The sequence below is a fragment of the Neobacillus piezotolerans genome (assembly GCF_003362805.1).
In the GTDB taxonomy this organism is placed as follows: domain Bacteria; phylum Bacillota; class Bacilli; order Bacillales; family Cytobacillaceae; genus Bacillus_D; species Bacillus_D piezotolerans.
This window is the reverse complement of sequence record NZ_QNQT01000001.1, coordinates 1-12,441: the sequence shown is the minus strand read 5'-3', so window position 1 is coordinate 12,441 and position 12,441 is coordinate 1. Positions and strand designations below refer to the sequence as shown.

General features: G+C 44.7%; 17 protein-coding genes. 9 read left to right on the top strand and 8 right to left on the bottom strand.

What is annotated here, in order from left to right:
* Positions 1 to 3 precede the first annotated feature (3 nt).
* On the top strand, positions 4 to 1,812 hold the full coding sequence (locus DRW41_RS00080) for a S41 family peptidase (RefSeq protein WP_115449923.1): 1,809 nt from the start codon (positions 4 to 6) through the stop codon (positions 1,810 to 1,812).
* Positions 1,813 to 1,840: 28 nt separating this feature from the next.
* Positions 1,841 to 2,290 (top strand): NUDIX hydrolase, encoded by a 450-nt coding sequence (locus tag DRW41_RS00075; RefSeq protein ID WP_281272274.1) that lies wholly within the window; start codon positions 1,841 to 1,843, stop codon positions 2,288 to 2,290.
* 41 nt (positions 2,291 to 2,331) lie between these two features.
* On the opposite strand, the gene DRW41_RS00070 is transcribed toward DRW41_RS00075, so the two are convergent.
* Complete coding sequence (locus DRW41_RS00070; RefSeq protein ID WP_115449921.1) at positions 2,332 to 2,760, bottom strand: hypothetical protein; 429 nt, start codon at positions 2,758 to 2,760, stop codon at positions 2,332 to 2,334.
* A gap of 113 nt (positions 2,761 to 2,873) precedes the next feature.
* Here DRW41_RS00070 and DRW41_RS00065 point away from each other — a divergent pair, with 113 nt between their 5' ends.
* Positions 2,874 to 3,434 carry a DEAD/DEAH box helicase family protein gene (locus tag DRW41_RS00065; protein WP_115449920.1) on the top strand — a complete coding sequence of 187 codons (561 nt, stop codon included), beginning with the start codon at positions 2,874 to 2,876 and terminating at the stop codon, positions 3,432 to 3,434.
* Between the two features lie 24 nt (positions 3,435 to 3,458).
* Here the strand turns inward: DRW41_RS00065 and DRW41_RS00060 are convergent, their stop codons facing one another.
* Positions 3,459 to 4,052: an NUDIX hydrolase gene (locus DRW41_RS00060; protein ID WP_115449919.1), complete on the bottom strand. Its 594-nt coding sequence runs from the start codon at positions 4,050 to 4,052 to the stop codon at positions 3,459 to 3,461.
* 201 nt (positions 4,053 to 4,253) lie between these two features.
* Entirely contained in the window at positions 4,254 to 4,409 is a 156-nt protein-coding gene (locus DRW41_RS22740) for a hypothetical protein (RefSeq protein WP_181884345.1), read from the bottom strand.
* A gap of 155 nt (positions 4,410 to 4,564) precedes the next feature.
* Between DRW41_RS22740 and DRW41_RS00055 the strand changes: the two genes are divergently transcribed.
* From DRW41_RS00055 to DRW41_RS00045, 3 genes are all read left to right on the top strand, one after another.
* The gene (locus DRW41_RS00055) at positions 4,565 to 5,038 is read left to right on the top strand and encodes an 8-oxo-dGTP diphosphatase (RefSeq protein WP_115449918.1); all 474 of its coding nucleotides are present in this window, start codon (positions 4,565 to 4,567) and stop codon (positions 5,036 to 5,038) included.
* A 352-nt stretch (positions 5,039 to 5,390) separates the two neighbouring features.
* Positions 5,391 to 5,876, top strand: a complete 486-nt coding sequence (locus DRW41_RS00050; RefSeq protein ID WP_115449917.1) for an acyl-CoA thioesterase — start codon at positions 5,391 to 5,393, stop codon at positions 5,874 to 5,876.
* A 122-nt stretch (positions 5,877 to 5,998) separates the two neighbouring features.
* Complete coding sequence (locus DRW41_RS00045; protein WP_245959295.1) at positions 5,999 to 6,475, top strand: RidA family protein; 477 nt, start codon at positions 5,999 to 6,001, stop codon at positions 6,473 to 6,475.
* On the opposite strand, the gene DRW41_RS00040 is transcribed toward DRW41_RS00045, so the two are convergent.
* The 4 genes from DRW41_RS00040 to DRW41_RS00025 all read right to left on the bottom strand — a co-directional run bounded on the left by DRW41_RS00040 (position 6,438) and on the right by DRW41_RS00025 (position 9,459).
* Positions 6,438 to 7,142 (bottom strand): class I SAM-dependent methyltransferase, encoded by a 705-nt coding sequence (locus DRW41_RS00040; protein ID WP_115449916.1) that lies wholly within the window; start codon positions 7,140 to 7,142, stop codon positions 6,438 to 6,440. The genes DRW41_RS00045 and DRW41_RS00040 overlap by 38 nt on opposite strands.
* Positions 7,143 to 7,157: 15 nt before the next feature.
* Entirely contained in the window at positions 7,158 to 7,877 is a 720-nt protein-coding gene (locus tag DRW41_RS00035; RefSeq protein ID WP_115450853.1) for a nucleotidyltransferase domain-containing protein, read from the bottom strand.
* Between the two features lie 61 nt (positions 7,878 to 7,938).
* Positions 7,939 to 8,967, bottom strand: a complete 1,029-nt coding sequence (locus DRW41_RS00030; RefSeq protein ID WP_115449915.1) for a hypothetical protein — start codon at positions 8,965 to 8,967, stop codon at positions 7,939 to 7,941.
* Between the two features lie 12 nt (positions 8,968 to 8,979).
* Positions 8,980 to 9,459 (bottom strand): GNAT family N-acetyltransferase, encoded by a 480-nt coding sequence (locus DRW41_RS00025; protein WP_115449914.1) that lies wholly within the window; start codon positions 9,457 to 9,459, stop codon positions 8,980 to 8,982.
* Positions 9,460 to 9,577: 118 nt separating this feature from the next.
* Between DRW41_RS00025 and DRW41_RS00020 the strand changes: the two genes are divergently transcribed.
* Positions 9,578 to 10,120, top strand: a complete 543-nt coding sequence (locus DRW41_RS00020; RefSeq protein WP_115449913.1) for a ribonuclease FAU-1 family protein — start codon at positions 9,578 to 9,580, stop codon at positions 10,118 to 10,120.
* Between the two features lie 49 nt (positions 10,121 to 10,169).
* Here DRW41_RS00020 and DRW41_RS00015 read toward each other — a convergent pair whose 3' ends face one another.
* Positions 10,170 to 10,673 carry an AAA family ATPase gene (locus tag DRW41_RS00015; protein WP_245959294.1) on the bottom strand — a complete coding sequence of 168 codons (504 nt, stop codon included), beginning with the start codon at positions 10,671 to 10,673 and terminating at the stop codon, positions 10,170 to 10,172.
* A gap of 236 nt (positions 10,674 to 10,909) precedes the next feature.
* Here DRW41_RS00015 and DRW41_RS00010 point away from each other — a divergent pair, with 236 nt between their 5' ends.
* Positions 10,910 to 11,356, top strand: coding sequence for an SRPBCC family protein (locus tag DRW41_RS00010; protein WP_115449911.1), 447 nt, complete (start codon positions 10,910 to 10,912; stop codon positions 11,354 to 11,356).
* Between the two features lie 64 nt (positions 11,357 to 11,420).
* Positions 11,421 to 11,927, top strand: coding sequence for a GNAT family N-acetyltransferase (locus DRW41_RS00005; protein WP_245959293.1), 507 nt, complete (start codon positions 11,421 to 11,423; stop codon positions 11,925 to 11,927).
* Positions 11,928 to 12,441 lie beyond the last annotated feature (514 nt).

The following is a 12,441-nucleotide window of genomic DNA, read 5'->3' as shown; positions in this document are numbered from 1 at the left end:
GCGATGGAGAGGTCAAAGCTGCGGATCATTGGTTTGGTTATCATTGCCTGTATTGCGTTCGCCGGGTTGAATTTCTTTCCCGAGGAACAGGCTTCCGTCAAGGTGAAAAAGCAAACTCCGGAACGCCTCTATACCAATTTGGAGGCGTTCGGAAAGCTCTATGGGTATATCCGCTATTTTCATCCTAGTGATGAAGCGGCCGAGCTTGATTGGACCCGTTTCGGGATTTATGGGGCTGGCAAAGTTAAGGATGCAAAAAATGACAAGGAATTGAAGTCTGCGCTAGAGGAACTGTTCCTGCCGATTGCCCCCACCCTCTCATTATTTTTAAAAGAGGAAAAACCGCCAACACAGAAAAAAGTAACTCCTACCGGAAAGGTCGTCTCCTGGCAGCACTTCGGCCCTCCAGGCCTTCAAAGTTCTTTTTATAAAAGCAAGCGTGTCGGGGCCACCATTGCGGACGGCAACTTGACATTTGAAGAAGGGCACCTGTTTCCCAACTACCCCAAAGTTGTTGAATGGTACGAAGGCGCGTTGGCCGATTCCTTAAACTTTAAGTTCCCTCTCACCCTCTTTGTGGATAATGGCAAAACGCTCGGCACCACGAAAAAAAGCTGGGAAAGCTTTGAAAAACTTAAATCCAAACTTGAGCAAATGAACGAAGAGTTGAATCCCGGGAATGAGAATTACCGGTATGCCGGCATCATTTCGGGTTGGAATGTCCTTGTCCACTTTCATCCTTCCGCTATTAGCTTCTCCATCAACCCTAACCAGGAAATGCGTCTCGCGCTAGAAGATGCGGCGGATGATAAAAAGCCTGAGGACTATTTCCAGACACTTACTTCTTTAATGAAAAAAACCGATGACGGGCAGACAGCCCTGCCCTTCAGTGAATCTATGAAAAGCAGCAGGCGGCTTCCAATCATGATGGATGTCGTGGAGGGCAAGGTCGTCGTGACCGGTTCCAACGATTCTATGAATTTCCAGGCTGGCGATATTATTGAATCAATTAATGGCGTTGAGGCACGGGGGTATGTGGAACGCCTGTCCCAAAGCCTGCCTGGATCCCCGCAATTCAGAACGCGGATGGCAATTGATTCAATCCTTGATTCCGATCGTGCTGAAATTGTCTATACCCGGGATGGAGAGGAGAAAAGGGTAATCCTTTCAGGCTGGGAACATGCATCTGTAGATGAGTTCAATCGGATTGACCATTTCTGGGAAATTGAAGACGGCATTTATTATTTCAATCTCTCCATGGACATAAAAGAGACATGGAATTTGTATCTTCACGTTCTTGATAAGGCAAAAGGCATTATTTTTGATATGCGCACAATGAAATCCGACGATTTATTATACAGGGAAATAATCGGGCATTTAACCGATCGAACAGTGGCTGGACCAGCCGAGCAGGTCATGCAAGTTATCTACCCCCATAAAGAAAATGCGACTTTTTCAGAAAAGCAGGACGCAATTGACCCGGCCGACCCCAAATTCAAGGGAAAAATTATTTTTTTGGCAAACGCCGGAACGGTTGGCGCGCCGGAATACTTCCTTCGTTATATAAAGGATCATAAGCTTGGGACGATTGTCGGCCGGCTTACCGGTGGAAGCTACGGGAAAACGCAAACCTATCAGGCTGTCCCGTATATTCGGGGAGCTTTGACTGGCACCAAAACACTTGGACTGGATGGAAATGAGACTTATCATACCGCCATCGAACCCGATGTACCTGTTACAAGGACATACGAAGGTGTCAGGAATCAAATTGATGAGGATTTAGTAAAAGCCCTTAGAGTGATTAAGGAATGATTCTGTTTTTTAAATGAGGTGTTTTGTGGTGGAAAAAACGTTTGTTTTAGCCGTAAAAGGCGTTGTCGTCAAAGATGGCAGGATGCTGATTGTAAAACGGTCCGCGGATGACGAGACGGGCGGCGGCACTTGGGAATGCCCAGGCGGAAAGCTGGATTTCGGGGAAACGCTCGAAACCGCGTTGGTTCGGGAAATTGCTGAAGAAACCGGGCTTGAAGTTGTGGCCGGGCAACTGCTTTTCGCAACATCCATTCTTACGAGCCCCGTCAGGCAGGTCGCCATCCTTACTTATCTATGCCAGGCCGAAAGCGATGATGTCCGGCTTTCAGCGGAACACGCTGATTTCTGCTGGGCAGGCAAGGATGAAGTAAAAGCGCTCCTGGCTCCGGGGATCGTCAGCGATTTTGAAAAACATGGGGTTTTTGAGCGTGCTGAAATTTGGGAAGGCATGGGGAACCCGGCAAGCTTCATTCACTAAGCTTTTCTGGTGGTAATAACTATCTTAACCAGTAAGGGCCCTTATTTGCAGGGCCCTTTTTCATAATGGTCTCCATCCCCCGGAAGTTTTCCCTCCGGCGGGGTCCAGCCAGTTTGGCAAATTTTATTATTCTTACCGACAAAATACATATACATCCAGTCCGTTTCGTTATTGAAGGTAACCTTCAATATGTTCTGATTTTCATGCCTGCCGGTGGGCCTGGTGATATACCATTCCTCGCCTGGATAGTGGCTTTCAAGGTATGAATTAAGAACTTCTTTCTTTTTAACATATTGAAAGTCGTACCAAAAGGGGCGTACAGCGAAAAAAACTATGATTGCCGCCGTTAGGAACAAGGCAGTCCCCATTCCAACTTTCCTCCGTCTAGGCGGCAAAAGAAATACACAAGCAAAAAGGACAATGACAAAAACACTAGATGTGATGAGTTCAACCACTGATTTTGGCTCCATGACGGCCCCCTTTAAAAAATGAAGCTTTTGAGTAAAGGATTTACTATAATGATATGAAAAAGGAAATATTTTACGAGAACTATAGTGCTTTTTCGTAATAAAAAGGAGGATTTATGAAATTCGTCTTGATCATCGGACCCCAGGCTGTCGGTAAAATGACTGTTGGCTACGAACTTTCTAAACTAACTGAATTGAAGCTTTTCCATAATCACATGACGATTGACCTGGTCAATCAATTTTTTGATTACAGCACCCCTGAAGGGAAAAGATTGGTGAGCCTTTTCCGACAGGAAATTTTTGAAGAAGTGTCAAAGAGCGATTTGGACGGGCTGATTTTTACCTACGTGTGGGCATTCAACCTCCAGGCGGATTGGGATTATGTCGAACGGATCTGCTCCCTTTTCGAATCGAGGGGCGGTACTGTTTATATTGTAGAATTGGAGGCCGACCTTGAAGAAAGGATCCATCGTAATAAAACGCCGTACCGGCTAGAGCAAAAACCGAGCAAAAGGAACCTAGCCTGGTCCGAAACGAATTTGATTGATTCATTGGAAAAATACCGATTGAATTCACATGATGGGGAAATTACCAGGGAGAATTATTTCCGGTTGAACAATACAAATATAAGTGCGGTGGATGCCGCCCGTTTAATTAAAGATAAGTTTAATTTATAGGGACCGAAAAATTCCGGTCCCTTTTTATAGTGGTTTTTTCCTAAGTTCCTTTATCCTTTTAAAAACTTCAATATAGTAGCCATCGTGGCCGACAAAGCTGTCCTTTGAAACGTTTTGGCTTGCTCCGCCGTCAACCGGGGTTACTTCAATCGTTTGCGAAACGCCGTTGAAAAGATTCAGCGCGTCTTCAAGCCTTATTTTATGGATGCTTTCCACTTCTTCCTCTTGCAGTGTAAATGTCGGCATTTCACCGCACTCATAGAGAAAGACATGGCAAAATTCACGGTCGTATATTGTCTCGAGCTTAATCTCTTCTTTTATAATTCCCAGGGAAATCAGGTCATTATATTGGAGTTTTACCCCAAGTTCTTCCTCTAACTCCCTGACCCCATCCTGAATCGTTTCATCCGCCATTAAATGGCCGGCGGAGGTGATATCGAAGAGGCCGGGGTAATCTTTTTTCGTCTTTGACCGTTTCTGGACGAGGATATCCTCTCCAAGTGAGAACCAGCAATGGAAGGTTTCATGCCAGTCCCCTGTCCTATGGACTTCTTCCCTTGCCTTTTCACCAATGCAATTCATATCGCCATCAAAAATTCTTATGATTTCTGTTGTCATGTATGGTACCTTTTGCCTCTCAATTAAGTTTGGGGTTCATTCTAATATCCTCAAGACCATTTCAAGAAAATCACCATACCGAACGGTTTTTAGAACCCCGATGAAGACACTTTCACCCGTCCGGCCGCTCCGAACCTATCTTCATTTATTCTTTCGGGAAAAATCAAATCCCTTCGAAGTGAACAAACTACGAGCTATTCTTTAAAACACCACGTTTTTCAGATACAGAAAGCCATACAGCAAGGCGCCGCCCAGAAAAATCAGGACGGAAAACAATAAAAAGCCATAAATGAAGCCTTTTACCATTGCCCAAACATCTAAAAAGAGGTTTTTAAAAAAGTCCACAATCGCATACATTTGTTTTCCCCCCCGCCTGCAGCTTTTTATCATTATACCATAATCATCCAATTCGATTGACCAATTAGCCTAGAGGCCCTGATTTAACCTCTGTCACGAAACATTGTAATAAGCTAAACTGTCTTTAAAGGTCTATTTTCCAAGGGGGATCATCCGTGAGCGAAACGGTAAATTATAAATTCTGGACAGTGTGCATGGTGCAGGATGGGGATTCCATTCTCCTGCTTGACCGGCAGCATGATTCTTTTAAAGGGTTTATACCGCCCGGAGGAAAGGTAGAGTTTCCGGAGAGTTTTGTAGAGGCGGCGATCAGGGAGGTCAAGGAAGAAACGGGGCTCACGGTGAGCAATCTAATCTTCAAAGGACTCTATGAATATGTGAATCCCGCGAAAAATGACCGCTACATAATTTTCAACTATTTGACGAAAGACTTCACAGGTTCCCTTTTGGATGTTTCTCTAGAAGGAAAACCTGTCTGGGTGCCCATAGCGGAAGCGTACAACCTTCCAATGCAGACTTCTATTAAAAGAAGGTTTCCTTACTTTTTTGAAGAAGGGACGTTCGAGATACAGGTCGAATGGGACAATGAACTTGATAAAGAAGGCAAGGTTACAATAAGGAAAACGTGATGATAAAAGGAGCAGCTCCCGCTCCTTTACCTGTTCAGCCTCATTAACGTACTGCCGTTTACCTCCGTCGAGAAGCCGAATCGTTTATAATACGCCAGCAGCCGTTCGGGGCAATACAGTTCCTCCCTTTCCCCTGAAATCCGGCCATTCCAAGCACATCAATCCAAACAGGATAGCAAGCCCATTTGTGGTAAAAAAATCATAAAGTTGGCATACTAGAAATTGTATACTAAATTAAACATATACGCCGAGTTATGGGTTATTACTATAGTAAAACTAGATAGGGATTAACCGGTCCATCATAGCAAACTGATGGCTTTTTACATTTTCAAAAAGAAAGAAGGACGATGCAATGGAACAACGCCTATCCACCAATGTTTCCAGGACAATTCAAACGAAGCTTGTCCTTCCACCGGATACGAATCATATGGGAACGATTTTTGGTGGGAAAATCCTCGCCATGATCGATGAAATCGCGGGAATTGCAGCTATGAGGCACAGCAAATCAGAAGTAGTGACTGCCTCGATTGACAAAGTCAATTTCCTGTCCACTGTAAAAGTAGGAGACATCCTCACGTTTGAAGGATTCGTGATTTCAACGGGAAGGACTTCGATGGAAGTGTATGTGAAAGTGGTGTGCGAGCACCCCGATACCGGACAGCGCAGGCTGACCACAGACTCCTTCCTGACAATGGTTGCCGTTGACAGCGCGGGCAAGCCAACGCCGGTTCCCGGAGTGATCCCTGAAACTGATGAGGAAAAGGAATTATACAAACAGTCACTGGAACGCCGTCAGCGCAGGCTATTGGCAAAGCAGGCCAGAAAAACCGAAAAGTAAATCTAAAGATAATGAGTTAGGGGCATCCGGTTGGATGCCCCTTTTCATTCGCTGCCTTTTCAGCCAAAATAGCCGTCTTTTTGCAAGTACTTAGGTTAAATCCCTTTTACAGGAGGCAGGGCATGGAAATCAAAAAATCTAATCCCGAAAACGTTGCGCCGCCAATCGCCGCATACCACCATGTAACGGTCATTCCCCGGGATGCCGAACTGGTAGTTTTGTCCGGCCAAATTGGCAATGATAAGGAAGGCACTTTACCCGACGACATTGAGAGCCAATTCGCGAAAACATTGGAGAATATTAAAACCATTTTAAAGAGCGAAGGCGTTGAACTCAGCAATGTTTTCAAAATCAACTTTTGGCTAACCGAGAAAATCGACCGAGAGTTTTATTTGAAAAATGGAGCGCCTTCCACAATCAATCGCCGCCCGCCACGACCCTCGCGTATGTATCAGCCTTGGCCCGGCCAGAAATCAAGGTCGAAATTGAAGCCTGGGCAGCGAAATAAACGAATTTTTTGGATGCTAAAGGCATCTTTTTTGTTAAAAGAAAAATGCTTTGTTATTTTTTTCTTACAACATACGTCACCGCGTTGGTAGTCAATAGTACTTCCCTATCACCACGAACGATGGTGTACTCAAGCGGTTTTACAAGGTGCTTTAAAACATCCCAGCCCACATAATTCAAAAACAGTTTTCTCTCCATTATCTCGGTGCTGACGTTGACTTCCATCATGGCTTCCAGTTCCTCGCCGGTTTTCAAATCGGTTTCCCTCACCTGCGAGTTTAAGATAATACAATTAATCCCACCGCTTTTTGTTCCAGCGGACATGTTTTTCAATACTTGATCGAGTTTTCCCTCGGATGAGACATGCTCAAGGCTTGAGACAGCTATGATTAAGTCATAGCCACCCGTTTTTATTTGGTAATCGGCAATATCCGCCTGCTCAAGTTCAATAACATCCTCGACATTGAACTCTTTTCGGTACTCATCTAATTTCTCTATTGCGGATGGCAATAGGTCGACACAGATGACCTTGCCATTAGATCCTTTAATTTCCTCGGCTATCGGAATACTATTCCTTCCCACTCCGCACCCTAGATCAAGAACCCGGCAATTCAGTTTCCCTTTCAAGAATGGAAGCAAATCCATTACCGTCTGAACCGGCTTATGCAGCCAGGAACCCTGCTCGAATAGTCTATAATTTTCATAGCAAAAGTCGTGATAAAGTTTCTCTTCTTTACGTATTAGTTCAATATTGCTCAAACCACAACGCTCCCTCTACATAAGGCCTGGAATTTTTCCAAGGCTAAAGCCTTCAAATAACCGGCCGCCATACGGCTCCATGATGCCGTCAACAAGTTCGATGACCTTATCCTTCTTATTGGTTTTGTAAAAACAGTCAAAGGCCACGGTGAAGCGCTCCGCAAATTTTTCATCGTATTCCTTAAGGGAACGGAAAATCCATTTTGATTTGCCTATCCATTTCCCGTTGACCCGCAAAACGAATTCGCTCGCTAAATTTGCCAGGGTCAATGCGATGAAAATGGCTTCCGGCCTGTTTGTGCAGCCAATGAAATCATCCAATGCATCCGTTAGGAAGTAACGTTTTGTTACGATCAAATCATCCGACCATTCTTCCGGCCCTTTTTCCATAAGTTTTTTCGCTTCTTCTTTTATGGGGCGGATAATGTCCTCCCCCTTTAGGACGACGCCTTCAGAAACCATCCTTACGAGCGAAGGCACTCCCCTCTCTATGTCTGACTTAAAAAAGTCCCTATACGAAGTGAGGTTATGGACAAACGCTTCAATCGGCCAGCCGTTGTCTATCAAAGATTCCCTGTAGGGAGCGAAGAGATTGCCATCAAATATGACCATATCAAGGTCAGACCTATCGGTTGCCTCCCCGCGTACCACGCTGCCGGCAAGCAATGCAGCCTGGCAATTAGGAAACTTGGCGTTTATGATCTTCAAAGCATCTTCAATCGGATTTCGTTTCATCACGGTTTTCCCCCCTTACCGCCTTGTAAAAAACATCTCCAAAATCTTTTTTAATAAAAGTTCATACTTCTTGAACAGTTTCGCGAATTTGCTCGTCTTCATTTATCCTAATGCCCTTTTCCGATTTGTTTTTATGAAGAAGCTCCTGCCTGTATACATATAATCCGTCTTCGCCCCAGACATCAATTAGCTTTTCCTTCGTGATGATTTGCCACGGATTTATGAACATTTGGCCGTGTTTGTTGAAGAAAAATCCATTCCTTAAATGGTAGGCGGCATGCTGGATACCGTTAGAATCCTTCCAAACAAAAACGTCTCCCGGAAGCAGATTTTCACTGCCTCCTTCAACATTGAAATACCCGTTTGCTTTCAGGGCATTTTCAAAAACATACCCGCCAGCCCACTTTGAAATCAACCATTCCGTTTCGGCCGACTCCCCCGCTACCGCCGCAAGGACAGCGGCGAGGCAGTTAGGCCCGTTGGCAGCCGAAAACGTATTAATGTACGGCGATAGATGCGGGTATGCCATTCGAAACTCGTTTAACTGAGTTTCGCTAATGTCAACATCATCGATGAATTGTCCTGCCATCCTCACAAGAAACGCCTGCTTAAATTCCAAAGGTAACTCCGCCCATAGATCTGCCTGCAGGGCGAGGTATTGCACCGACTCATATTCAAATACATATGGCGCAAGCATTTCAAGCAGCGATTCCATTCCGTTTCCATCCAAAAATGGCTCAATTATCTTCCATTCAAAAAGCAGCCCCCTGTTCAGCTTTTTCTGGATTTGAAATATTCTTTTCCTAAGAGAGGAGTCGACCAAGGCGATTGCCCCCGGATGCGCAACACATGCGAACGCCGCTTCCTGCCTGTTGACTTGCCACAACTGATATATGTTCAATGTATTAAAATCGTTGAAGAACGAATCCGAAAGAAATTCTTTTACCGGGATAGCCATCACATTCGGGCCCAGCCCTTCGATAATTGATTCATCTTCTTTCGTGAAGAAAAACAAGTCACTTTTCGGAAAATTATGTTCCATCCAATAGCTTAACGTCTCACTCTTAATTTCTACATTTTTTAAAAGCATGTCTTCCTCCCATTAAACTTCCAGTACCATCCGAATCGTCTTCAAAATATGACCTTCGAAATCTTCTTCCAATTCCTGTACTGCTTTAAAGCCCTTCGCCTCATAAAATGCCTTGCCGATCGCATTGTCACGTTCGACACTTATGTATATTTCCTTAACTCCATCCAACCGTAAGATTCCTTCATTCAAAAGCGCCGTCCCAATTCCCTTTCCCTGGATCTCGGGCAAAAGGTAGATCGCATAAAGTTCTACCTTTCCTCCATCCCTTACAGGTGAAAAATTCGCAAAACCCGTAACTCTGTCATCCTCATCGGCAACCAGCATCAAAGAACGCTCCATCCGCTGCTTCATCCTATCGTCATTGTATGCCGAATTTAAAAATCGTTCCCGAATCTCGCGTGGAATTATTCGTTCATAAGTCGAATTCCAGCTTGTTTTGGCTACATGCTGGACCTGTTTTATATCATCCGTATTCATATTTCGGATTTCCATCTATTGCCCCACCCCTTTGATTAGAAGCTCCTAAATTTGAACTTTACGAATTGGAAAATATATCTATAACATTACCATTGCAATGCTATAATTAGGTAAAACTTTTCAGGAGGAAAAGATGCATAAGCGAGTGTTCGGAAACCGGCCGGGATGGAAACGGATCACTAAAAGGAGATATTCTCAATCATACTTGGTCACTCAGGAGTTTAAAGGCTATATCTCCCTTCTCCACACAGTCGAGGTGGCCTCCCCGCTTTTCGTCGAGTATAAAACAGGGCGGATTTGCATCGTGGACAGCGGCTACTTCTGGCTTCAGCAGTTTCCCGAGGGGCAGAACCATTCCGTTACAACGATGTTCGATTGCTCCGGTGAAGTTGTCCAGTGGTACATTGACATCTGCATTCAAAATTCGGCCGAAAACGGAGTGCCCTTCTACGATGACCTCTACTTGGATCTCGTCGTGTTTCCATCTGGGGAAGTGATTCTGAAGGATGCCGATGAGCTTGATGAAGCCCTCTCTATAGGGCTTATTAATACAGACCAATACAATCTTGCATGGACGGAAGCTGAAAAACTTAAACGGCTGCTCGCCAATGGCGACTTCCCATTGCTGAAATTGTCGTGCGTTCATAGGGACCTGCTTCTCGAAACGATGGGGTAGTTTTTTAATTGAAGACAGTTTCGCTTGGACATCTGGTCCAAAACTGTCTTCATTGATATAAAAACTGTTTCAGCTGGCTTTTATTTTTCAATACTATGATTTTATCCGTATAGAGAGCGTAGTTTTTAAAAAAATTCGGTTTCCCGTTTTGCTCAAAATACTTGTTCCATTTAAACATCTTGAGGAAAATTCGGTATGTAACTTCATAGTGCGCCGTTTCGCGGCCGAGCTTTTGCAATATGAAACGCTTGATAATTCGGTAAGTCCTGACAGAGTAAGCGGGATCCAGAAAAACGATGACATCCGCCTCCCGGAAGCTCCCGGCTGCCCATTCTTCATTATGTACTCCCTCAATAACCCAGGCCTCTGACTTTATAAGAGTATCCAGCAGTTCCGTCCGCTCTTCCTCTGTCCTTCTTCTGTCCCCAGCCGGGTTCCTTTCCCATACGACATTGTCCAGTTCATAATAAGGAATACCCCACTCCTCGGAAAGACTGCGTGCCAACGTCGTTTTCCCGCTTCCAACAGAGCCGATAATCCGAATCCTTTTCACAGCACTTGCCTGCAAAATTCTCACCGCCTAAATGCTTCTTATCGTGTACTGTCACCTAACAATCTTTTAACTCATGTTTCCTTTCAGCCTATTATAAAGTATTCCTAACCCTAGTAGTCTAAATTTTCTTTAAATGTATATAACTGCCATGTTACTATTTATAAAAGGAATTATAAACTTGGAGGGATTGTGTTGAAAACAGCTTCTGACAATTTAGTTGTTTTAAAGAGGTAACGGTGAATGCATCGCTTGATCTCGTATGGTACGCGTGGACCCTTCCTGACAGGGTATCGGCCTGGTTTGCAGCAGAAACGGTGATTGAACCGAGGACGGGAGGCGCGTATGAACTTTATTTCATTCCGGGCAATAGAGAAGCCATGAATACGAAAGGCTGCAAGATTACCAAGCTTGTAGACAAGAATGAACTTCACTTTACATGGAAAGGTCCCGATCAATTCGCCGCCATTATGAACAATGAGGATAATTTAACCGTTGTGAAAGTAAGTCTGGAAGAAATCGGACCGGAAACAACGAAAATAACGGTCGAACATATCGGCTTCAAGGCGGAGGCACAATGGGCTGAAGCGCTTGAGTGGCATAAGATGGCCTGGTCTGGCGTGCTTGGCAGCCTTAAATCCGCAATCGAAACCGGCAAAGGCGCTCTCTGCTGCCAGCCAGAATAACGACCTATAAAATTTTCAGCATGGCTTAGCAAGCAAACAAAACCAGGCATTCATGGAGGTGCACATGAAAATCACTATTCGAAAAGCGACTCTCGAGGATGCCGAAGCTATCGCCAAGGTTCATGTCGCGAGCTGGCAAACAACCTATAAGGGCATTATGGACGAAGGATTTTTACAAAAGCTGAGTGTGGAAAAGCGGAAGGAATTGTGGCTGAACAACATTCCGCGCGAAGAAAGTATCGTCCTGGTCGCAGAATTGGATGGCGAAATTGTCGGCTTCGCGGATGGTTCGCCTGTAAAGGAAGGCGAGTACCCCGGTTACGGCGGCGATATCACGTCGATTTACTTCTATGAAGAACATCAGGGTAAAAGTTTTGGAAAGCAGCTCCTGAACCGTCTCCTTGACGGGTTCAGGCAGCAAGGTTTCACGAATGCAATTGTGAAGGTGCTGGAAGATAATGCGGCATGCAGGTTTTACGAAACCCTGGGGGCCAGACGCATCGATGAACATATAATTGAGGTCGCGGGCGGAAAAGCGAACCTCCTGACATATGCCTGGGACAAACTTTAAACTTGAACCTCCGCTTTCTAAAATTTTCTTAATTTTTTGAAAAACTAGGTTTACAAGGATTTGCCTCCGGGTAGAGTAATAATGTAGCGGCACAGAACAGAGATAACCGGGAAGTGTTAAGGTTGTTGGTAGCAGTACATTAACAATGTGTTAATGTGGATCGGTTATCATGCTGTTGTTGTGTACGCCTACTTTGGAGAAAGGTTTGCTTTCTCGGGCGATTGCAAGTGTTCGCCAATGGATATTTAGCAGTTGCTGCTAAATTGGGGCAGGGTTTGACTGCTGAATAGGGCAAGTCTTACTCCTCAAATTCCCCTATTAAGGGAATGGAGAAAGCCTGTACCCGAGCCGGTAGAGGCTTTTTTCATTATAAAAAATAATGGGCCGCAATTCCGATCAAGGGTTGCGGCCTTTTGGCATTCAGCTTTTCCTCATGGTGTTGTTTTTTTCCGCTCCATTTGTGACCATTGTCACACCTTCGTCAAGAAGCTTTGTCTAATTATTGAATAAACTG